Raw genomic sequence first — 21107 nt, forward strand, 5'->3', positions numbered from 1 at the left:
TGGGCAAAATAAAACCCAGCCGGTGGGGCTGGGTTTTAAAAAACTAAGCGGCTGGCGCGTCGGTGGCGGGCGGTGCGGCGCGCTTGGCCGGGGCCTTTTTCGCCGCCGGCTTTTTCACCGCCGCCTTCTTGGGCGCTGCTTTCTTAGGAGTAGCCTTAGAAGTGGCTGCTTTTTTAGCCGCCGGCGCTTTGGCATCCTTCGGCTTGCTAACCGGGGATACTGTGGATACTGCGTCGGGAGCAGCCGCAGGTTCGGCTACTTCGGGAGCTACCAGGCCTTCGGGAAACACCGGCGTGAGAGCCACCTCAGCTGCTACAACTGTAGTGGCTTCGGGCGTAGTCGATGGGGCGGCCTTCGGCCGTCCGCGGCGCGGAGTGGTAGCGGCAGCGGGGCCAGCGTCTGCTGCAGGCAGCTGAGATAGGTTAGGGGCCTCCGGTTCTGCCTGGCTAGGCACCATTGTATCCAGCACGGCTGGCCGCTCCAGCAAAGCTACTGGCATAAGCGGGGGCGAAATGATGGGCGCAGTTGCGGGCGCAGCGCTAGCCGTTGCAGCTTCGGCCGCCGCTTTCTCGGCTGGAGTGGGGTTGCGGTACAGCGCGTTGCGCTTGGGCCCGCGCCCTACTAAGCCCGACTTGGTAATCACCTTTGATTTCTTGGGCGTGGGGCCCGTGCCGCGCTTGCGGATAGTGGGCTCAGTAGCAGGGCTAGCCGCATCTGCAACAACGGTAACCGCGTCGTTCTCCAGGCTCACCTCTACCGGCGAGGGACTGATAAGCGGAGCTTCGCCCGGCGTGGCATCGCCCAAGGCGTTTGCATCGGCCAGTACGCCCGCCGCTTCGTGCGCGATTTCCTGGGCCAGCTCCTGCGTGGCCCGGTCGTCGGTTTCCTCCTCGCTGTTCTCCCCGGTTTGGTCAGCAGCCAAACGTGCAGCATGCTTACGCGCCGTGCGTTTGGCCCCACCACGCGAGCGCCGCTTTTTCTTCTTGGCGGGGTAAGCCGCATTTTCTGCTGGCGCCAGCAAACTAGCCTCCGGATTGCTCAGCAACGCATCGGCAGCGGCTGCCACCGTTTCGTCTACTAGGGGCAAGGCTGCGGGCGCTACTATTTCGGCGGCGGCTGCCGCTCCCGGCTGCGCCGGGCGCCCGTTGCGGCGGTCCTGCCCGGTGCGATTATTGCGGTCGCTGCGGCGGCCATCGCGCCGGCTATCGTTGCGGCGCTCTGCTGCCTGGATTATTGGCTCATCGCCGGGGCTAGCGGCGGCTGATAGCGTACTGGGCATATTATCCCCGATATCAATGCGCTCCTCGTCGTCTTCGGGGGCTAGCTCCACTACCCGCGCCGGCTTGGGCGGCGGCAGCGCCACGAGTTGGCGCTGCACGTCGCGTAGCTCCTGGCGCACATCTACCCCCTGGCTGCTGAGCCGCTCCAGGCGCTCGACCGTCTGGTCGAGGAAGCTGCGGTGCTCGGGTGCGCCCAGGTGCAGCGGCCGGTGGCCCAGCGATTGGCGCACGGCCGCCCACTCCTTGCGAAAACGCCCAAAGTCGGCGTCGAAATACGCCCGGGCAAACTTATCCCAGATATAGTCCTCCGCCACTTCCGACGGGTGCAGCATATCGCTGGCGTAGAAGCGGTAGTCGCGCAGCTCATCCGTCAGCAGCTCGTAGGCTGGGAAATAGCTTACACCCGGCAGCAGCTCGCTCAAATAGTGGCACGCCACGCGCAGCACCGACTTGCTCACCGCGTTCAGCGGCAGCGTGTCTTTAAGATGGCGCACCGGGCTCACCGTGAGCACAATGCGGATGTCAGGGTTAGCGCGGCGCAGTAAGGCATGCACCTCGGCTAGCCCGTTCACAATCTCATCGGCTGTCAAAAGCTCTTTCTCGAAGAGGCTGGCGGGTAGCTTATGCAGATTGCTGACCAGCTCGCCCGTTTCGCGCAGGCGATAGGCCCAGGCCGTGCCAAGCGTTAGCACCACCGTATCGGCCGTGCGCACAAACTCGCCCACCCGCCGCACCGTTTCCTGAATGAGTTGCAGCAGCTCAACCGGCGACTCAGCGCCAATGGTGCTGTGAAAGTCGTAGCTCTGCCAGCGGCCCCGGGCTTCCACCACGTGCTGCTGCCAGTCCTGCTCCTCGCCGGCGGCAGCGCGCAGCAGCTGCGCCAAGGCTAGCGGCTGAAACACCGTGCCAAAGGGATTAACCAAGGCATTTACCTTATTCAGCCGCAGCCGGGTGCCAATACTGTCGGCAAAGCACGAGCCTACCGTGAGTACCCGCGCCGTGCGCGCCAATTGCCGCTCCTGCGGCGCAATAGTTAGTTCTGTCCGAAACATGAATTGCAAAGGTAGGCCCAAAAAAAGACGTCCCGCCTCACGGCAGGACGTCTTACTAATCTGCTAAGCAGCAGCAATTAAGCAGCTACTACGCGGAAATTTACCGTGTGCTTCACTTCCTTATGCAGGTTGAGCGTAGCGGTATAGTCACCGGCCGTAGCGGGCTCCTGGTCAAAGCTCAGGCGCTTGCGGTCTACGTCGATGCCTTTGTTTTTCAGGGCTTCAGCCAGTTGCAGCGTGGTTACGCGGCCAAAGATTTTGCCGGTTTCACCCACTTTAGCAGGCAGGTCAAATACCTGCGAGCCAACCTGGTCGGCTACTGCCTGGGCATCAGCCTTCACTTTCTCGGCCTTGTGAGCAGCCTGACGCACGTTCTCAGCTACGATTTTTTTAGCCGATTTATCAGCCAGAATAGCCAAGCCCTGCGGCAAGAGGTAGTTGCGGCCGTAGCCGGATTTTACCGTTACGAGGTCGTTCTTGTAGCCCAGCCCCTTAACGTCGTCTTTCAGAATGATTTCCATGTCTTCAGGTCTATTTCAGGGCGTCAGTTACGTAGGGCATCAGGGCCAGGTGGCGGGCCTTAGCCACGGCCTGAGCCACTTTGCGCTGGAATTTCAGGCTGGTGCCGGTGATGCGGCGGGGCAGCAAGCGGCCCTGCTCGTTCACAAACTTCAGCAGGAAGTTCGGGTCCTTGTAGTCTACGTACTTGATACCGTTCTTTTTGAAGCGGCAGTACTTGTTGCGCGTGTCCACCGGCTTGTTGCCGTTGTCGCGGTTGTTGTTGCGGTTATTTTGCGTAGCCATCGTATTGCGTGCTAAGGGGTTACTGAGCTACAGCTTCGGCAGCCTGGGGTGCCTTCTGTTGGTTCATCTCACCGTTGCGGCGGCGCTCGTTGTAGGTCACGGCGTGCTTATCGAGCACCGTGGTCAAGAAGCGAATAACGCGCTCGTCGCGGCGGAAAGCCAGTTCGAGTACGTCTACAATGTTGCCTTCGCCGCTGTGGTTGTAGGTCAGCGTGAAGTAATAACCAGTGGATTTCTTTTGAATCGGGTAAGCCAGCTTGCGCAAGCCCCAGGCTTCAGTAGAAATGAGGTCGGCGCTATTTTCCTTAAGCACCTGCGAGAACTTCTCGACCGTCTCTTGCACCTGGCCCTCGTTCAGCACGGGGGTGAGGATGAAGACCGTCTCGTAATTTCTTACGTCCATTGACGGGGTTGATTTTGGTTAGTGAAAAAAATGAATTGGGGGGCAAAGGTACTGATTTTTCAGCACATTAGCAAGTCGGGTGCCTACCAAGTCAACACTACTTTAGGAAGCCGTCTTTTGGCAATGACAAAAAACAGTCCGCCAAAGTGATTCTTTGCCTGCCTGCCAGCGGAGTAGAAAAACAAAGCCATTAGCAACAGGTTGCCCAAGCAACCAATATCTTAGTAGAAGGGCAGGCTTAAAAGAAGGGATAAAAGGAAGTTTAGGATGATTCCAAATAAGCTAGAGCTATCCTAAAATGGCTTTCTTACCTTTGTCCCCCGCGATTCCTAGCCTACATTTGTGCCCCGGAAAGGGTACGCCCGCAATCCGTTTTACCGGTTCGTTTGGATGATGAATAGCTTTCTATCACGCACCAGTTCTTGGGTGCTAGCACTATTTCTAGCCGTCGCGGCTCCGGCTTTGGCCCAGGAGACTGCCACCGTTAGTAAAAACGGCATGACGCCAGGTACCGCTGCTGCTGCTACACCGGCCGCTGCCACTGCGCCTGCTGGTGCCCCAGGCGCTGGCGGGGGCGATGCTGCCGCCATCGCAGCGGGCGACGCCCTATTTAAGAACAACTGCGCCCAATGCCACGCAGTGAATGACAAAGTAGTGGGCCCGGCATTGGCTGGTATCAGCAAACGTCGTTCCATCTCGTGGATTATCCCGTGGATTCACAACTCCAGCAAAGTCATTGCTAGCGGTGATGAGTACGCGGTAAAGCTCTTTAACGACAACGGCAAGCAGCAGATGCCCGCTTTCCCCCAGCTGTCGGACAAAGAAATCACGAGCATTATTGCCTGGGTTACCTCGCAGGAAACTGGCGCTAATCCTGCTGCTGGAGGTGGCGTAACGGCTGGCAATGCTGCTGCTGCCGATGGTAAAGACGGTGGAGCTACTGCTGGTAGTGCCGCCAGCGGCACTACCGATATCCTGCTTATCGTACTAGTAGTAGTGCTGATTGTGCTGGTGGTGACCCTAGCCATCATCGCTAACCTGATGAAGGATGTGCTGCAAGGCCGCAAAGACCTTGATGGCCGCGATGTGGAAGTACTGAACCAGCGCTTTGACTGGACTAAGTTTTACCGCTCAACCGCGCTGCGTGGCATTGTAGGGACTGTATTTGCCCTAGTACTTCTCTATGAGGGTGTACAAAGTGTAATGGCCGTGGGCCTGACCCAGGGTTACCAGCCAACCCAGCCGATTGCGTTTTCGCACAAAATCCACGCTGGCGAAAACCAGATTAACTGCGCCTACTGCCACACGTCGGTGTACAAAGGCAAATCGGCCAACATTCCGTCGGCCAACATCTGTATGAACTGCCACTCGCAGATTAAAACGGAGTCGCCGGAAATCAAGAAAATCTACCGGGCCATCGAGCGTAAGCAACCCATTCAGTGGGTGCGTGTGCACAACCTGCCCGATTTGGCTTACTTCAACCACTCGCAGCACACGCAGGTAGGGGGCATTCAGTGCCAGACTTGCCACGGCCCCATCCAAAACATGGAAGTGGTGTATCAGTACTCGGCGCTCACCATGGGCTGGTGCATCAACTGCCACCGCGAAACGCCGCTCAATACGAAAGGCAATGCCTACTACGACAACCTCGTGAAACTACACGACAAGTCGAACAACGCGGTGCCTTTCACCGTGTCGTCGAACGGTGGCACTGAGTGCTCGAAGTGCCACTACTAATATTTTCCTAGCTAAGCATTTATAAAAGACATGCCTAAAACGCCTGGCGCGGCTAGCCCCTATGGTAGCTGCCCTGGCATTTTACGCACTGCGAATGTCTCATACCTGATAAGATGAAATACTGGAAGGGAATTGAAGAGCTGGACAACTCACCGGAGTTCGCAAAGAACGCCTTCGCCGAGTTTCCCGACTTTTTGCCGGTAAAAGAAGGTCGCGCCGGTCACACCGACGATGCGTCGGTAGCCCCGCGCCGCGATTTCTTGAAGCTCATGGGCTTTGGTGTGGCTGCTGCTACCCTGGCTGCGTGCGAAACCCCGGTGCACAAAGCCATCCCTTACCTCAACAAGCCGGAGGAAATTGACCCTACAATTTCCAACTTCTACGCCTCGACCTACTTCACTGGCTCGGACTACAACGCCGTGCTGGTTAAGAACCGCGACGGCCGTCCGATTAAGCTGGAAGGCAACCCCGAGTCGCCGGTAACGCGCGGTGGCCTCTCGGCCCGCGCACAGGCAGCCGTACTGAACCTGTACGACGGTGCGCGTTTGCAGCACTTCATGGCGAAGGGCAAGCAGGTTGACTTCAGCGAGTTGGACCAAGCAGTGCGTGCCGGCCTAGCCAGTGCTACTGGTAAAACGGTATTGGTATCGCCTACCATCATCAGCCCGAGCACGAAACGCGCTATTGCAGCCCTGGCGGGCCGCACGCGCAATTTCGAGCACGTAATGTACGACGTGAACTCGGCCTCCGGGCTATTGCAGGCCAACGGTGGCGTGCTGCCGGCCTACGACTTTAGCCGGGCCAATGTCATTGTAAGCCTTGGCGCCGACTTTCTGGGAACCTGGATTTCGCCGGTTGAGTATTCTCGTCAGTACATCACCAACCGCAAGGTGAGCACTGATAAGCGCACGATGTCGCGCCACTTCCAGTTCGAAACCGCGCTCTCGCTCACCGGCTCTAACGCTGATGTGCGCGTGCCGGTGAAGCCTTCGGAAATGGGTGCCGTAGCGCTAGCCCTTTACAACGCTATATCGGGTGGGGGCTCTACCGCTGGCTTGTCGGCAACTGCTCAGAAGCAGGTAGCTCAGGCCACCAAAGAATTGCAGGCCAATCGTGGTGCCTCGCTGGTGGTAGCCGGTTCGAACGACCCGGCTATTCAGACTGTAGTAGCAGCTATCAACCAATCGCTCGGCAACGTTGGAACGACGCTGAATCTCACCGCTCCTTCGTTTGTGCGCCAGGGGGAAGATGGGCGGATGACGCAGTTTATCGCTGATTTGAAAAATGGAGCAGTAGGTGCCGTTATCTTCTACCACGCCAATCCGGTATTCAACCACCCACGTGGTGCTGAAATCGAAGAGGCTTTGAAGAGCAATAAAGCCGCGCTCACCATCTCTCTCAACGACCGCCTCGACGAAACAGGCTCACTCTGCCAATACCAGGCTCCCGACCATCATTGGCTGGAATCCTGGAATGACTACGAGCCTAAGCGCGGTGCGCTTAGCTTGGCTCAGCCGGCTATTACGCCTCTTTTCAAAACCCGCCAGGCGCAGGAAACTTTCCTGCGTTGGGCCGGCTCTAACGAATCTTACTACAATTTCCTGAAAGATGGCTGGCGAACGGTACTAGGGGCCAACAATGGCTTTCAGGCTGCCTGGGACAAAGCTGTTCATGACGGGGTAGCTTCTGGCTCAGCCCTCACTACGACTGCTTTTGTAGCGCAGCCGCTCAGCATTGCCGATGCTACCGGCCGCTTGGGAGGTGGTGCTAAATCAGGGATTGAAGCCGTATTGTACGAGAAAGTAGGTATTGGTGAGGGTGGCGTAGAAGCCAACAACCCTTTCCTGCACGAACTACCTGACCCCATTTCAAAAGCTACTTGGGGTAATTACGTGGCCGTGCCGCGCAAGATGGCCGAAGAGCAGAAGTGGCAGCAAGGCGACGTGCTCAAAGTGACTGCTAATGGCAAAAGCATTGAGGTGCCGGTGCTGGTACAACCTGGTCAGGCAGACGGTACGGTGAGTATTGCTGTGGGCTACGGCCGTACTAAATCCGGTAAGGTTGGTGATGCAGTAGGCGCTAATGCCTTCCCGCTGGCTCAAGTTACCCCTGGCGCAGTATTGTATTACAACACCGTAACGCTGGAGAAGACGGGAGCCACCAATCCCATTGCTCAAACACAGACTCACCACACCATCATGGACCGCCATGAGGTAGTGCAGGAGAATACGCTGGCCAAATACCGCGAAAATCCTAAAGAGGTTACTGAGTATGAGCTTATTGCCACGCCAGATGGCCTTGAAAAGCCTAATAAAGTTTCGCTGTGGCAGGACTATCAGTACAATGACCACCACTGGGGCATGGCCATCGACCTCAATTCATGCATTGGCTGCGGCTCGTGCGTAATTGGGTGCCAGACCGAGAACAATATTGCCGTAGTAGGCAAGCAGCAGGTTATTAACCGCCGCGAGATGCACTGGATGCGCATTGACCGCTACTATAGCTCAGACCACCACGAGGACGAGTTTGAGAAAAATGGTAAGCTGAAAACATATGCAGCGATGGAAGACCCTTCGGATAATCCGCAGGTCATTTTCCAACCGATGATGTGCCAGCACTGCAACCACGCACCCTGCGAAACGGTATGCCCGGTACTAGCCACCACGCACAGCTCGGAAGGCCTGAACCAGATGACTTACAACCGTTGCGTGGGTACTCGCTACTGCGCCAACAACTGTCCGTATAAAGTGCGTCGCTTCAACTGGTTCTCGTACTACTCCAACGAGAAATTTGAAGATGTTAACGGCCACATGTTCACTGACCTCGGCCGCATGGTGCTGAACCCCGACGTAACGGTACGGGCCCGCGGGGTGATGGAAAAGTGCTCGATGTGCGTACAGCGTATTCAACTCGGCAAGCTTGAGGCTAAAAAGCAGAAGCGCCGCCCGAAGGATGGTGAAATCGTAACGGCCTGCGCCCAGTCCTGCCCCACCGAAGCGATTCTGTTTGGCGATATGCGCGACCCAGCTAGCCGTATCAGCCAGTTGCTACGCCGTGAGGATGGCGAGCGGGCTTTCCACGTGCTCGATTCCATCAACGTGCAGCCTAACATTACCTACCTGACTAAAATCCGCAACGGTGCGGCCGAGTTCTTCCCCGAAGAGGAGAAGGAAAGTGCTGAGCCGGCTAGCTAAATAGTTTTAAATCTTTAATATTCACCACTATGCAGTACGTATCACCAGTACGTGAGCCACTCGTAACGAGTGGTAAGACGTACCACGACGTCACGCAGGATATCTGCTATCAGGTAGAAGCTGCGCCTAACATCCGGTGGATGGGTGCCCTTGGGGTAGCCTTAGTTCTGCTGGGCGTCTTCTTCTATTCGGTATACCGCACACTGTGGTATGGTATCGGCGAGTGGGGCTTGAATAAGACCATCGGTTGGGCTTGGGATATTACCAACTTCGTATGGTGGGTAGGTATTGGCCACGCTGGTACACTTATCTCAGCTGTATTGCTCCTGTTCCGCCAGAAATGGCGCTCGTCCATCAACCGGGCAGCAGAAGCAATGACGATTTTTGCCGTAATCTGCGCTGCTATGTTTCCAGTATTGCACATGGGGCGCCCGTGGCTGGCTTTCTATGTGTTCCCACTGCAAAATACGCTAGGTTCCTTGTGGGCAAACTTCAACTCACCACTATTGTGGGACGTGTTCGCCATTTCAACCTATTTCACGGTTTCCCTGGTGTTCTGGTACACAGGTCTGGTGCCCGACTTTGCTACCATCCGTGACCGCGCTAAAGGCAAAATCGCCAAAGTGAGCTACTCTCTGCTCAGCATGGGCTGGACGGGCTCTGCCAAACACTGGTCGCGCTACGAAACGGTGTCACTGATTTTGGCTGGTGTTTCAACGCCGCTGGTACTCTCGGTACACACTATTGTATCGATGGACTTTGCAACCTCTGTAGTACCTGGCTGGCATACCACAATTTTCCCGCCTTACTTCGTGGCCGGCGCTATCTTCTCCGGCTTTGCCATGGTGCTAACGCTGATGCTCATCACTCGCGTAGTATTCCGGCTAGAGGACTATATCACGCTGGAGCACATTGCCCTTATGAATAAAATCATGATGGTAACGGGTTCTATCGTAGGGGTAGCTTATATCACCGAGTTCTTTATTGCTTGGTATTCCCAGGTTGAATACGAGCAGTACTGCTTTATCAACCGGGCTACTGGGCCGTATTGGTGGGCCTACCTAAGCATGATGAGCTGTAACGTGCTTTCGCCGCAGTTTGTGTGGATACGCCGCATTCGTTACAGCATTACGATGACATTCATTCTTTCCATTATCGTGAATATCGGTATGTGGTTCGAGCGCTTTGTAATTATCGTATCATCGCTGCACCGCGATTACTTGCCTTCTTCATGGGCAATGTTCTCCCCAACCCGTATTGACGTTGGTGTTTATGTGGGTACAATCGGCTTGTTCTTCACGCTCTTCCTGCTCTTTGCCAAGTTCTTCCCGGTAATTAACATGGCAGAAGTAAAAACAATCCTAAAGTATACCGTCAATGATGGTCCCACTTACGGTGGCGTTAATGATGGCAGCCGTACTCCGGGTCGCCACAGTGTATCTGCCCCTCACTCTACGCCTGGCGTTCCGGCTTCGGCACCAGTAAACTACGACAAGCAAAATGACTAGCCCTGCCGTTACTACCGCGCCAGTTGCTACCGCTACTGCCTCGGATACCCACAGCTCTACGAAGCGTTTTGCGCTCGGTGTTTTCGATGACGAAGATGTATTGCTTCACGCTATCGATAATGTGCGGGGAGCTGGCGTAAAGATTTACGATGTCTTTTCGCCTTATCCTGTCCACGGTATCGACGATGCCTTGGGGATTGAGCGTTCGCGCTTGCCAATTGCCGCCTTCTTCTACGGCATGTGCGGGCTGGCTTTTGCGCTGTGGCTACAGATTTACACGCTCGGTTTCGACTGGCCCATGATTATTGGTGGCAAGCCAGCAATTGCGTTGCCAGCATTTATTCCTGTAAGCTTTGAGTTGACGGTATTCTTTACCTGCCACGGTATGGTAATCACCTTCTACACTATCTCGAAATTGTATCCGCGATTCAAAACGCCGGTGCTAGATGTGCGCTCTACCGACGACAAGTTTGTGATGGCTATCGAACTAGACGAGCATTCTTCCCAATTGCCTAAATTGACGCAACTGCTTCGCGAAAACGGGGCTAGTGAAGTCAATCAAAAGGAAATGACCAAATTCTAATGATGTCGCCTTTCCTCAAATACGGGCTGTCCGCGGCCTCTCTAGCTCTGAGCCTTGGCGTAGCATCGTGCTCTCCCGACCCGAATAGCCCCGGCGTAGAATATGCTCCGGAGATGTACGAGTCGATTCCCTATGAGCCCCTGCGCCAAATTACTTTTAACTCAATTAACTCCTTCGGTATAAACCAACGTACTCCGGCTGCTGGTACGGTGCCTCGGGGAAAATTGGCGTATTTCGACCACATTCCGAAGGATAGTGTAACTATTGCAGAGCGCACTTTGCGTAATCCTTACGCTTACAGCAAGGCTAACTTAGAAGAGGGCCAGGTGCTCTTCTCGCGCTACTGCCTGCATTGTCATGGTGAAAAGGGAGATGGACAGGGGCCGGTTGGCATGAAGTTCAAAGGTGTCCCTAACTATTCTTCCGGTGCCTACAAGACGATGAATGATGGTCACATCTACCACGTCATCGAGTGGGGGCGCAACCGCATGATGCCCCACGGTTCACAGGTTAACCCCGAAGAACGTTGGAAGATTGCAATGTATGTGCACGTCTTACAACTTAATAACGACCCAGCTGACCTCCCCAAACTAGTAAAAGTTACTGCCCCTGTTGAAGCTACAAGTGCTTCGAGTGGCGAAGCTTCTGCCATGACGGACGGAACCAATCAAAAAGCTGAAGGAAAGGCAAACTCACGTACAGGCTCCGAAACGCCCGGCCAAGGTACTCCGGGCCGCAACGGTAAGATGAACTAACTGACTTATGGCAACTCTGACTCATCATCACGAACCCGCCGCCGTTGAGCAGCTAGTCCTTAGCCCAAAGGTTCAACGCACTTTCATTACCATTATTGGTGCTGGTATTCTAGTGCTTATAATTGGGATTATTGCTGCCCTTATGCATTGGGGCGAGCATCATGAGATTGCTACGCAAGTAAATGCTGCCCATAATGCCTCTGCTCATGAGGAAGGCCATTCTGTATTGGTGCGTCGCATTATTGTCAGCTTGTGGCATAGCAATGTCTTCTTCATCGGTGTCTCTGTGGTTGGCACCGTATTCATGGCTATTCAATATGTAGCTTATGCCGGCTGGTCGGTAGTTGTAAAGCGCATCAATGAAGCACTGAGCGCATGGTTGATTCCAGGTGGTGTTTTGCTCGTTGTTTTGTTTGTTATTGGTCGCCATGACATCTTTCATTGGACCCACGACGGTATCATGACTAAGGGCTCTGCCAACTACGATAAAATAGTGGCTGGCAAAGCGGGCTTCCTCACTTTCGGTTTTTACCTAGTGCGGATGGTTTCTTACTTGGTTATTTGGGCTGTATTCTCGTGGCGCTTGCGTCAACTTTCACTGGCGGAAGATTTGAACGGTGGCACTAGCTACTTTCATACAAGCATCACTACGGCTGCATTATTTCTGGTGTTGTTTGCTGTAACGTCTTCAATGTCAGCATGGGACTGGGTAATGTCAGTCGATGTGCACTGGTTCAGCACTATGTTCGGCTGGTATGTGTTTGCCTCTTGGTGGGTGTCTGGTATCGCGGCTACGGCATTGATTGCTATTTTCCTGAAGCAAGCAGGTTACCTGCGTTTCATGAATGCCAACCATTTCCATGATTTAGGTAAGCTTATGTTTGGCTTCAGCATCTTCTGGACTTACGTATGGTTTGCACAGTTCATGCTCATCTGGTATGCCAACCTGCCTGAAGAATCGGTTTACTTCAACCAGCGTCTAGGTGGTTTTGAGGGTCGCTATACTTGGATGTTTTATGCAAATCTGGTAGTCAACTTCGCCTTCCCATTCCTGGCCCTGATGACCCGAGACGCTAAGCGTCAAATGATTATCATGAAAATAGTGTGCATCGCTATTCTGATAGGTCACTGGTCTGACTTCTATTTAATGATAATGCCGGGCACTATGAAGGGCGATAACGGGTTCCTCATTGAAATCGGTATCGCGCTAATTTTCTTAGGCGCATTTCTGATTCTCGTAACTCGTCGCCTCACTGAAGCGTCGCTGATTCCAGTCAATCATCCCTTCGTTGAGGAGAGCGTTCACCACACCACTTAATTTAAGAGCTTAGATTTTTAGAACTTAGCGCGTAGCAGTCAGTTATTTGCTAGCACTAGGCTCTAAGTTCAGAATTCTACCTTCTATCCGATGACTTCTTTAACTATTCTGCTAGTTTTGGTGCTGCTGCTGGTCGTATTTGGCCTGCTGTTCCGTCTCCAAATACTAACGGCTATTTTCTCGGGCTCCTATGTGCGCCAGATTGGTACCAGCAACCGCATTAATGCGATTCTGATGCTAGTGTTTATGGTGTTTGGTGGGGCTGCTTTCTTTTGGTCTTTTGCTGAAAACTTTAGCAAGATGAACCCGCCTATTGCGTCCGTTCACGGACATGCGATGGAGCGAATGTTCTGGACGACGATGACGGTAATTGGTATTGCTTTCGTTATTACGCAAGCACTCCTTTTTATCTACTCATATAAATATCAGCATAGAGAAGGTCGTCGGGCTTACTTTTTCTCGCACAATAACAAAATAGAAGTCATTTGGACGATTATCCCAGCCATTGTTATGGCTGCACTAATCTTCGCTGGCTGGAAAGCCTGGACCCGCATTACCGGCCCAGCTCCTAAAGATGCTATTGTTTTGGAAGTGATGGGCAAGCAGTTCAACTGGTTGGTACGCTACCCAGGCCGTGACATGAAGCTTGGGGTGGTAAATTACCGTTTGATTGATGCCTCAAACGAATTTGGATTCGACTTGAGCGATAAGTCAGCAATGGATGACTTTACTGCTTCAGAAATCCACGTTCCCAAAGGACACCCTGTATTGATTAAGATTCGGTCGCGCGACGTACTGCATGCCGTGTACATGCCGCATTTTCGCGTGCAGATGTATGCAGTACCAGGCATGCCAACGCGCTTTTGGTTTACTCCTACTACTACCACCGATGAGATGCGGGCTAAATTGGGTAATCCCAAATTCAACTATGAGCTAGCCTGCAATCAAATATGTGGTAAAGGTCACTTTGCCATGAAGCTGAATATCGTGGTGGATGAGCCTGACGATTATGTAGCTTGGTTTGCTGCGCAAAGCCCTATCTCTCAGAATGCCGATTTGATGGCATCTTTCAAGCAGATGAGCCAACAGACTGGTCTCGGTAAAGGGGGGAGCCAAGGTGCTAGAGCTAGTGCAGTAGAGGAAACAGGTGAGACACCTGCGCCTCTGTCTGCCCAAGCATCCATGTAAAAGTTAAATTCTCAGAATTTTTATTCCGATTTATGGCTACTAATCTCCCGGTTTCCGCGCAGTCGCAGGGTGGAGTGGGTACCGCGCCAGTGCCGCACACCGAGCACGAGGACCATCTACACGACCACGAGCACCACGACCAGCACTGGCTGTGGAAGTACGTCTTCAGCCAAGACCATAAGATGATTGCCCGCCAGTTCCTCATTACAGGAATGATTTGGGCTATCATTGGTGGTTTGCTTTCGAGCCTGTTCCGCTTGCAGCTAGGCTGGCCTGAGGCAACTTTAGACTGGTTGCAGCCCCTGCTAGGTAAATGGATTGAAGGTGGTAAGCTTAACCCAGAGTTTTACCTCGCTTTGGTAACGATGCACGGTACCATCATGGTATTTTTCGTGTTGACCGCTGGCTTATCAGGAACGTTTTCCAACTTCCTGATTCCCTTGCAGGTTGGTGCCCGTGATATGGCATCAGGCTTTATGAACATGCTCTCGTACTGGTTCTTCTTCCTGTCGAGTGTTATTATGTTCTGCTCATTATTTTTGGAGACTGGTCCGGCTGCGTCTGGCTGGACGATATATCCTCCTTTGAGCGCCCTGCCCCAAGCCATTCCCGGCTCTGGAATGGGTATGACGATGTGGCTGGTGAGTATGGTGTTCTTCATCGTATCACAGTTGCTGGGTGGTGTAAACTACGTTACTACGGTTATCAACCTGCGTACCCGTGGCATGAGCATGAGTAAGCTGCCGCTCACTATTTGGGCGTTTTTCCTCACGGCCATTCTGGGTATTCTGTCTTTCCCGGTATTGTTCTCAGCTGCGTTACTGCTGGTTTTTGACCGTTCGTTCGGTACATCATTCTTTCTGTCCGACATCTATATTGCTGGTCAGGCATTACACAACCAAGGTGGCTCGCCGGTACTTTTCCAGCACTTGTTCTGGTTTCTGGGGCACCCCGAAGTATATATTGTAATTATGCCTGCAATGGGCATGGTTTCGGAGATTCTTGCTACAAACGCCCGTAAGCCTATTTTCGGGTATCGGGCCATGATTGGCTCGCTGATTGGTATCTCGCTGTTGTCGTTCGTAGTGTGGGCTCACCACATGTTCGTAACAGGTATGAATCCCTTTTTGGGCTCAGTATTCATGTTCCTGACGCTGATTATCGCCGTTCCTTCGGGGGTAAAAGTGTTCAACTGGCTAGCCACCCTTTGGCGCGGTAACATCCGCTTCACGGCTGCGATGCTGTTTGCTATTGGTTTCGTATCGCTGTTTATCTCGGGTGGTTTGACTGGTATTATCCTCGGCAACGCAACGCTGGATATCCAGATGCACAATACGTACTTCGTAGTAGCTCACTTCCACTTGGTGATGGGCTCATCGGCTTTCTTTGGTCTGTTTGCCGGTGTGTACCACTGGTTCCCGAAGATGTTCGGGCGTATGATGGATGAGAAGCTAGGCTATATCCACTTCTGGTTAACTTTCCTCGGGGTTTACTTGGTGTTTATGCCAATGCACTATGTAGGCATCGCAGGCTTCCCCCGCCGTTACTATTCCTGGACTGGCTTTGATGCTTTCTCGCAGTTCGCTGACCTGAATAAGTTCATCTCGATAGCTGCTATCCTGGCCTTCTTCGCTCAATTTGTATTCATTTTCAACTTTTTCTACAGCATTTTCCGTGGCCGTCGCGCAACTGAAAATCCTTGGAATTCGACTACGCTGGAATGGACCACGCCCATTGAGCCCGGCCACGGCAACTGGCCCGGTGAGATACCCGCAGTATATCGCTGGCCCTATGATTACAGCAAGCCCGGTGCCGACGTGGATTTCATCCCTCAGAACGTACCCTACTCGCAAACGCCTTCATCCAATCTTCCATACGAGCGGGAGTTGTCTGAATAGCCTAGTAGAGTAACTCTGCCTGAACGGGCCGCCGACGTACGGCGGCCCGTTTTTTTGTTGCCAAGCTAGCCCCTTAAGTTGCTCTTGAGCTACGGATTTTATAGTGGAGTTCTCGCGTTGGTTCGAAAAATAACGTTTATGAAAGAAGCAGGATTTGAGCGTCGGTTTCGCTTTTGGAGCGTGTTGACGGTTATCAGCATCTATTTATTAATTCTGGTTGGGGGCATTGTGCGGGCTACTGGCTCGGGAATGGGTTGCCCCGATTGGCCAAAGTGTTTTGGCCAGTGGGTGCCTCCTACAGAAGCAAGTCAACTACCGGCCAATTACAAGCAGCTATACACAGCCCAGCGAGTTGCCAAAAATCAGAAACTAGCCCGCACCCTGGCCAGCTTGGGTTTTCGGCAGGTAGCCGGCGACATATTTGCTCACCCGACCCAATACATAGAAACCGATTTCAACCCCACCAAGACTTGGATTGAATATATCAACCGGCTGCTAGGGGCACTTATTGGCATTTTTGTTTTCGTAACGGCAGTAGTAGCCATTCCTTACTTTAAGCGGGACCAACCGATTTTTTGGTTGGCAGTAGCTAGCTGGTTGCTTACCGGGTTTCAGGGCTGGCTAGGGTCGCTGGTTGTGTCGACCAACTTATTGCCCGTCATGGTAACCATTCATATGGGGCTGGCATTGCTGATTGTGGCTTTGCTGCTTTATGCGGCACATAGAGCCCGGTGGCAAAAAAAAGAACTACTGTGGCAGCAGCAGGTGGAGCTGGAAACATTGGGTGGGGAAGCCGATGAAGAACTGGCCGTTGTTGCTGGCTTGCAGTGGCTGCTCTGGCTGGTCATCGGGCTCACGTTTGTGCAGATTATTCTGGGCACGCAGGTCCGTGAGCAAATCGACCAAATTGCTTCGGCAGCGGGCTATACGCAGCGGGCCACCTGGGTCGATAAGCTAGGCGGTGTTTTTGAAGCGCACCGCACACTTTCTGCCATTGTGGTGCTAGCCAATGCCTACGTGGGCTACCAAGTGTGGCAGCTGGAAGCGCCAGCGCTGCGGCGGCTGGTAGTAGGTACCTGGGGGCTGATAGGGGCGGAGCTGGTAGCCGGCCTTACGCTGGCCGCCTGGGCGCTGCCGGCCTTCGTGCAGCCCATCCACTTAACGCTGGCGACCCTGCTCTTCGGGGTGCAGTTTCTGACACTGCTAGCCCTGCGCCGGCTAAACCGGGTAGGTGGCGAGGTGGGGGCTGCCTCGCTGCAGGCAATGCAGTAGTACCCATGCTAGCCCGAGTAGGGCGTACCTTTGCAGCAGCAATTTTATCAGGTTAATGACGAAGGCCCGCGCCTATTTTCAGCTGCTCAAGTTCCGGCTTTCCTTCACGGTCGCGTTTTCTAGTGCGTTGGGCTACCTGCTGGGCTTAGCTACGCCGAACTGGGGCCGGGCGCTATTGGTGCTGCTAGGGGGCTTGCTGGTTACCGGAGCTGCGAACATTATCAACCAGGTTTTCGAAAAAGACCTGGATAAGCTGATGAAGCGCACCGAAAACCGGCCGCTGCCCACCGGGCGCATTTCGCCCATAGAGGCCTGGGTATTCTGCGTGCTATTGGCAATAGCCGGGCTAGGGCTGCTGGCCTACTATTTCAACCCGCTCACGGCGGCACTTTCGCTGCTGTCGCTCATTCTGTATGGGTTTATCTATACGCCACTCAAGACGGTGTCGCCGGTGTGCGTAGCCGTGGGGGCCATTCCGGGCGGGCTGCCGCCACTCATTGGCTGGGTAGCCGCTACGGGCTACGTGGGAGAGGCTGCCTGGGTGCTATTTGGCATCCAGTTTATGTGGCAGTTTCCGCATTTTTGGGCTATCGCCTGGGTGGCCGACGAAGACTACAAGCGCGCCGGCTTCAAGATGCTGCCAACGCCCGGCGAGCGCGACCTGCGCACGGCCTTTCAGATAATGACGTACACGGTGCTGCTCATTCCGGTATCGCTGCTGCCGCTGGTGCTAGGCATCTCGGGCCGCGTGTCGGCGGGGGTGGCCCTCGTGTGCGGGGTACTATTCACGCTACTCACCGTGCGCCTCATGCGCACGCAAGACCGTAAGTCGGCGCTGAGTATCATGTTTGCTTCCTTTCTGTATTTGCCCATTGTGCAAATAGCGCTGCTTTTAGACAAAGTTTGAGTTATAATCGGAAGCTCTTTGTTGTTAGTGCGTGAGGAGCCAGCGGACAACGGCCTCGCAAACAGTCAAAAATTACTCAATTATTTCTGATATGAAAACCTCCGAAGCAACATTGGCCGATAAGGAGCTTGGCCTGGGTTGGCACCCCAAGCGTGTGCTGCTTATTCTGCTCATTTTTAGCATCGTAATGATGTTTGCGGCTTTTACAAGCGGCTACATTGTGCGCCGAGACGAAGGCAACTGGCGCGAGTTTGACTTGCCGATGAGCCTGCTGTTCAATTCTATTATTATCGCACTCAGTAGCGCAACTATGCAGTTCGCTTATTTCTCGGCCAAGCACGACGAGATAAAGCGCACCAACCTGAGCCTGCTGGCCACCATCGTGCTAGGGATAGTGTTTCTCTTCGGGCAGATGCACGCCTGGAGCGACCTCGTGGCCGGCCACACTTTCTTCGGCGGAGCCGATGCCAATCCTTCGGGCTCGTTTGTGTATGTGTTGATGGGCGTGCACGCTTTCCACCTGGTTACGGGCCTCATTTTCGTAGCCGTGGTTTTAAGGCGCAGCCTTAAGTATCAGGTACATTCGCGCGCTACGCTCTCGATTGGCAACGCTACCTTGTACTGGCACTTCCTTGGTGGGCTTTGGCTGTACCTGTATTTGTTCCTACTTTTGAACCACTAAACGGGATTTTGGCGTAAAGCCCGCCTGTCCATCTGTTGTCCGTTATGGCCCAATCTACCACTTTGCAGCCTTCAGCTGCCCCCGCTGCCTACGCCGATGCCCCGCGCACCGGCACCTGGGACGGCGGCAACGAACCTTTCAAGGCGAGCTACGGCAAGCTGATGATGTGGTTCTTCCTGCTCTCAGATGCCTTCACCTTCGGTGCGTTCCTGACTGCCTATGGCCTCATCCGCCACAAGCACGGCGTATTTACGGGCCAAGCCAAAGATTTCTTCTTCAGCACAGCGCACTGGCCCATTCCTGAGAAAGTGTTCAACGCTTTCCCCGGTATGCATGGCACCGACCTGCCGCTGGCCTTCGTGGCGTTAATGACGATGATTCTCATTTTCAGCTCCGTAACGATGGTACTGGCCGTAGAAGCCGGCCACCGCATGGACAAAGCGGATGTGCAGAAATGGCTTCTGTGGACCATCCTGTTCGGCACGATGTTCCTCAGTAGCCAGGCCTGGGAGTGGAGCCACTTTATTGGCGGCCATGAAGAAGGCACGCGCATGGCCGACGGAACGATTTTCTACGGCGCCAACCTGGCTATGAATCAGTACGGCCCGCCGCTGTTTGGCGACCTGTTCTTCTTCATCACCGGCTTCCATGGCACACACGTATTTTCGGGTGTCTGCCTATTAGTGTGGTGCTTTATCGCTACCACCAACGGCACCTTCGAAAAGCGCGGCCACTACGAAATGATTGAGAAAATTGGCCTCTACTGGCACTTCGTAGACTTAGTGTGGGTATTCGTCTTTACGTTCTTCTACCTCGTTTAATTCGTTGATTGTCGATTGCCAATCGGGCTACCAGCCTAGTATTAAGTAACTACCAACAATCAGCAACTATTCTATGGCTTCCCACGCTGCCCCCGAACATGGCGCCTTCAACGGCGAAATCGCCAAGCCCAATACCGCTTGGATTTGGAAAACCTTCTGGATTCTGGTTATCATCACGGCCGCTGAGTTTGCCATCGCTTTCAGCATGACGTCGCCGGGCTTGCGCACCATCCGCAACTCCATCTTCATCGTGATGACTATCTTGAAGGCATTCTTTATTGTGGGCGAGTTTATGCACCTCAAGCACGAGGTGAAGAGCCTCATCTGGACCATCCTGGTGCCTACTTCGCTGCTGGTGTGGCTGGTAGTGGCTCTCGTAACCGAAGGTTCTTACGTGGGCGAAGTACTGTCGCACATGTTCAGCCGCTAGGGTAGCCGAATGCGACCACGCCAGACTATCCTGCTGGGCCTGCTGCTGCTGGTGCCGGTGCTGGCGTTCTTGTTTCTCTACGGCTTCGGCCGCAATCATTACGCGCTGCCAACCTACTTGCCCGAGCGGGCGGACTCCGTCCGCACCTCGGCGGGAGGCTGGCAGCGCGATACTGTTTTTCACCGGGTGCGGCCGTTTCGGCTGCGCACTACTGGTGGGCGGGTGCTAGCCAGCACCGAGTTAAGTAAGGGTATGTACCTGGTGCAGTTTTATGCCCCGGGCGAGGCTGGTGCGCCGGCTACCCGGGCGCTGGCCCGTATTCAGGAGCGCTTCCGGCCCGAGCCGCGGGTGCGGATGGTAACCCTGGTGCCCACCGAGGCTACCGAAGCAGCCACCAATGCCAAGCTGGAAAAGCTGAGCGAGCAGTACGGTACCATCGCGGGCAAGTGGGTAGTGGGGGCAGTGCCCGCCGATACCCTGCGCCAGCTGGCGCAGTACGAGTTTGGGCAGGCCGCCCTGCGCCCCGAGCATTTTCCCTTTAGGCCAGCTACGGAGCCCGGGAACCTGCTGCCCGGCCGGTTGTTGTTGGTAGACGATGCGCAGCACGTGCGCGGCTACTACGACGCCACCGATAAGTACGAGGTGGAGCGGCTCATTACTGAAATCAACGTTTTGCTGTATACCTATGACGACCGCCACTGAGCAGCTGCACCCGCCCGTGCTAGAGCCGGGCGACTATACCAAGTATAAAATTATTCTGGGTACGCTGGGGGCGGTGGTGCCGCTATTAGTGGCGGTCATCTTCTACTACAAGAATATCTTTCGCATAGAAGGCGCCGACGCATACCTGCACGCGCTGCCCGCCGTGAACGCGGCCCTGAACTCGCTTACGGCCGTGGCGTTGCTGGTGGGGTTTTACTTTATCCGCCAAAAGAATGTGCTGGCGCACCGGGCCGCTATGGGCACCGCCTTTGCCCTGGGTGGGCTGTTTTTGATTTCGTACGTGGCCTACCACTCGCAGGTGGCTAGCACGCACTTTGGGGGCACTGGCCTGGTGCGGGGTGTTTACTTTCTGCTGCTGCTCACGCACATTAGCCTGGCGGCCGTTACGGTGGCGCTGGTGTTGTTTACGCTGTATTTTGCGCTGACAGGGCAGTACACCAAGCACAAGCGCATCGCCCGCTGGACGTTTCCCATCTGGCTATACGTGTCGGTAACGGGCGTTATTGTGTACTTTATGATTGCGCCCTATTATCCGGCGGGCTAGGCTGAACA

At 54.3% G+C, this 21107-nt stretch carries 19 protein-coding genes; 15 read left to right on the top strand and 4 right to left on the bottom strand.

The window, feature by feature from the left end; translation table 11 throughout:
• Positions 1–43: 43 nt before the first annotated feature.
• The 4 genes from Q5H89_RS08570 to rpsF all read right to left on the bottom strand — a co-directional run bounded on the left by Q5H89_RS08570 (position 44) and on the right by rpsF (position 3539).
• On the bottom strand, positions 44–2332 hold the full coding sequence (locus Q5H89_RS08570; RefSeq protein WP_305018878.1) for a GSCFA domain-containing protein: 2289 nt from the start codon (positions 2330–2332) through the stop codon (positions 44–46).
• A 77-nt stretch (positions 2333–2409) separates the two neighbouring features.
• The gene (rplI, locus tag Q5H89_RS08575) at positions 2410–2853 is read right to left on the bottom strand and encodes a 50S ribosomal protein L9 (protein WP_173243372.1); all 444 of its coding nucleotides are present in this window, start codon (positions 2851–2853) and stop codon (positions 2410–2412) included.
• A 10-nt stretch (positions 2854–2863) separates the two neighbouring features.
• Positions 2864–3136 (bottom strand): 30S ribosomal protein S18, encoded by a 273-nt coding sequence (gene rpsR / locus Q5H89_RS08580; RefSeq protein WP_151085757.1) that lies wholly within the window; start codon positions 3134–3136, stop codon positions 2864–2866.
• Positions 3137–3155: 19 nt separating this feature from the next.
• Positions 3156–3539, bottom strand: coding sequence for a 30S ribosomal protein S6 (rpsF, locus tag Q5H89_RS08585; protein ID WP_208132027.1), 384 nt, complete (start codon positions 3537–3539; stop codon positions 3156–3158).
• Between the two features lie 498 nt (positions 3540–4037).
• On the opposite strand from rpsF, the gene Q5H89_RS08590 reads away from it, so the two are divergent.
• From Q5H89_RS08590 to Q5H89_RS08660, 15 genes are all read left to right on the top strand, one after another.
• Positions 4038–5276, top strand: a complete 1239-nt coding sequence (locus tag Q5H89_RS08590) for a cytochrome c3 family protein (protein ID WP_305018879.1) — start codon at positions 4038–4040, stop codon at positions 5274–5276.
• Positions 5277–5389: 113 nt separating this feature from the next.
• On the top strand, positions 5390–8470 hold the full coding sequence (locus tag Q5H89_RS08595; protein WP_305018880.1) for a TAT-variant-translocated molybdopterin oxidoreductase: 3081 nt from the start codon (positions 5390–5392) through the stop codon (positions 8468–8470).
• Positions 8471–8499: 29 nt separating this feature from the next.
• On the top strand, positions 8500–9978 hold the full coding sequence (nrfD, locus tag Q5H89_RS08600; RefSeq protein WP_305018881.1) for an NrfD/PsrC family molybdoenzyme membrane anchor subunit: 1479 nt from the start codon (positions 8500–8502) through the stop codon (positions 9976–9978).
• Positions 9971–10561 carry a DUF3341 domain-containing protein gene (locus Q5H89_RS08605; RefSeq protein WP_305018882.1) on the top strand — a complete coding sequence of 197 codons (591 nt, stop codon included), beginning with the start codon at positions 9971–9973 and terminating at the stop codon, positions 10559–10561. The genes nrfD and Q5H89_RS08605 overlap by 8 nt, the downstream gene beginning before the upstream one ends.
• A 113-nt stretch (positions 10562–10674) precedes the next feature.
• Complete coding sequence (locus Q5H89_RS08610; protein WP_305018883.1) at positions 10675–11316, top strand: c-type cytochrome; 642 nt, start codon at positions 10675–10677, stop codon at positions 11314–11316.
• Positions 11317–11323: 7 nt separating this feature from the next.
• Positions 11324–12634 (top strand): quinol:cytochrome C oxidoreductase, encoded by a 1311-nt coding sequence (locus tag Q5H89_RS08615; RefSeq protein WP_305018884.1) that lies wholly within the window; start codon positions 11324–11326, stop codon positions 12632–12634.
• Between the two features lie 90 nt (positions 12635–12724).
• Positions 12725–13822: a cytochrome c oxidase subunit II gene (locus Q5H89_RS08620; RefSeq protein WP_305018885.1), complete on the top strand. Its 1098-nt coding sequence runs from the start codon at positions 12725–12727 to the stop codon at positions 13820–13822.
• Positions 13823–13854: 32 nt separating this feature from the next.
• Positions 13855–15720 (top strand): cytochrome c oxidase subunit I, encoded by a 1866-nt coding sequence (locus Q5H89_RS08625; protein WP_305018886.1) that lies wholly within the window; start codon positions 13855–13857, stop codon positions 15718–15720.
• Positions 15721–15858: 138 nt separating this feature from the next.
• The gene (locus Q5H89_RS08630; protein ID WP_305018887.1) at positions 15859–16992 is read left to right on the top strand and encodes a COX15/CtaA family protein; all 1134 of its coding nucleotides are present in this window, start codon (positions 15859–15861) and stop codon (positions 16990–16992) included.
• A gap of 55 nt (positions 16993–17047) precedes the next feature.
• Positions 17048–17899 carry a heme o synthase gene (gene cyoE / locus Q5H89_RS08635; RefSeq protein ID WP_305018888.1) on the top strand — a complete coding sequence of 284 codons (852 nt, stop codon included), beginning with the start codon at positions 17048–17050 and terminating at the stop codon, positions 17897–17899.
• Positions 17900–17990: 91 nt separating this feature from the next.
• Entirely contained in the window at positions 17991–18581 is a 591-nt protein-coding gene (locus tag Q5H89_RS08640) for a cytochrome c oxidase subunit 3 (RefSeq protein WP_305018889.1), read from the top strand.
• A 44-nt stretch (positions 18582–18625) separates the two neighbouring features.
• Positions 18626–19402, top strand: a complete 777-nt coding sequence (locus Q5H89_RS08645) for a cytochrome c oxidase subunit 3 (RefSeq protein WP_305018890.1) — start codon at positions 18626–18628, stop codon at positions 19400–19402.
• A gap of 73 nt (positions 19403–19475) precedes the next feature.
• Positions 19476–19832 (top strand): cytochrome C oxidase subunit IV family protein, encoded by a 357-nt coding sequence (locus Q5H89_RS08650; RefSeq protein ID WP_305018891.1) that lies wholly within the window; start codon positions 19476–19478, stop codon positions 19830–19832.
• 9 nt (positions 19833–19841) lie between these two features.
• Complete coding sequence (locus Q5H89_RS08655; protein WP_305018892.1) at positions 19842–20534, top strand: hypothetical protein; 693 nt, start codon at positions 19842–19844, stop codon at positions 20532–20534.
• Entirely contained in the window at positions 20518–21099 is a 582-nt protein-coding gene (locus Q5H89_RS08660; protein WP_305018893.1) for a DUF420 domain-containing protein, read from the top strand. The genes Q5H89_RS08655 and Q5H89_RS08660 overlap by 17 nt, the downstream gene beginning before the upstream one ends.
• Positions 21100–21107 lie beyond the last annotated feature (8 nt).

The organism is Hymenobacter cheonanensis, from assembly GCF_030581075.1.
Lineage (GTDB): Bacteria > Bacteroidota > Bacteroidia > Cytophagales > Hymenobacteraceae > Hymenobacter.

Coding starts and splice junctions, on each gene's coding strand:
- Q5H89_RS08570 (WP_305018878.1), bottom strand. CDS start 2,332: ATGTTTCGGACAGAACTAACTATTGCGCCGCAGGAGCGGCAATTGGCG.
- rplI (WP_173243372.1), bottom strand. CDS start 2,853: ATGGAAATCATTCTGAAAGACGACGTTAAGGGGCTGGGCTACAAGAAC.
- rpsR (WP_151085757.1), bottom strand. CDS start 3,136: ATGGCTACGCAAAATAACCGCAACAACAACCGCGACAACGGCAACAAG.
- rpsF (WP_208132027.1), bottom strand. CDS start 3,539: ATGGACGTAAGAAATTACGAGACGGTCTTCATCCTCACCCCCGTGCTG.
- Q5H89_RS08590 (WP_305018879.1), top strand. CDS start 4,038: ATGACGCCAGGTACCGCTGCTGCTGCTACACCGGCCGCTGCCACTGCG.
- Q5H89_RS08595 (WP_305018880.1), top strand. CDS start 5,390: ATGAAATACTGGAAGGGAATTGAAGAGCTGGACAACTCACCGGAGTTC.
- nrfD (WP_305018881.1), top strand. CDS start 8,500: ATGCAGTACGTATCACCAGTACGTGAGCCACTCGTAACGAGTGGTAAG.
- Q5H89_RS08605 (WP_305018882.1), top strand. CDS start 9,971: ATGACTAGCCCTGCCGTTACTACCGCGCCAGTTGCTACCGCTACTGCC.
- Q5H89_RS08610 (WP_305018883.1), top strand. CDS start 10,675: ATGTACGAGTCGATTCCCTATGAGCCCCTGCGCCAAATTACTTTTAAC.
- Q5H89_RS08615 (WP_305018884.1), top strand. CDS start 11,324: ATGGCAACTCTGACTCATCATCACGAACCCGCCGCCGTTGAGCAGCTA.
- Q5H89_RS08620 (WP_305018885.1), top strand. CDS start 12,725: ATGACTTCTTTAACTATTCTGCTAGTTTTGGTGCTGCTGCTGGTCGTA.
- Q5H89_RS08625 (WP_305018886.1), top strand. CDS start 13,855: ATGGCTACTAATCTCCCGGTTTCCGCGCAGTCGCAGGGTGGAGTGGGT.
- Q5H89_RS08630 (WP_305018887.1), top strand. CDS start 15,859: ATGAAAGAAGCAGGATTTGAGCGTCGGTTTCGCTTTTGGAGCGTGTTG.
- cyoE (WP_305018888.1), top strand. CDS start 17,048: ATGACGAAGGCCCGCGCCTATTTTCAGCTGCTCAAGTTCCGGCTTTCC.
- Q5H89_RS08640 (WP_305018889.1), top strand. CDS start 17,991: ATGAAAACCTCCGAAGCAACATTGGCCGATAAGGAGCTTGGCCTGGGT.
- Q5H89_RS08645 (WP_305018890.1), top strand. CDS start 18,626: ATGGCCCAATCTACCACTTTGCAGCCTTCAGCTGCCCCCGCTGCCTAC.
- Q5H89_RS08650 (WP_305018891.1), top strand. CDS start 19,476: ATGGCTTCCCACGCTGCCCCCGAACATGGCGCCTTCAACGGCGAAATC.
- Q5H89_RS08655 (WP_305018892.1), top strand. CDS start 19,842: ATGCGACCACGCCAGACTATCCTGCTGGGCCTGCTGCTGCTGGTGCCG.
- Q5H89_RS08660 (WP_305018893.1), top strand. CDS start 20,518: ATGACGACCGCCACTGAGCAGCTGCACCCGCCCGTGCTAGAGCCGGGC.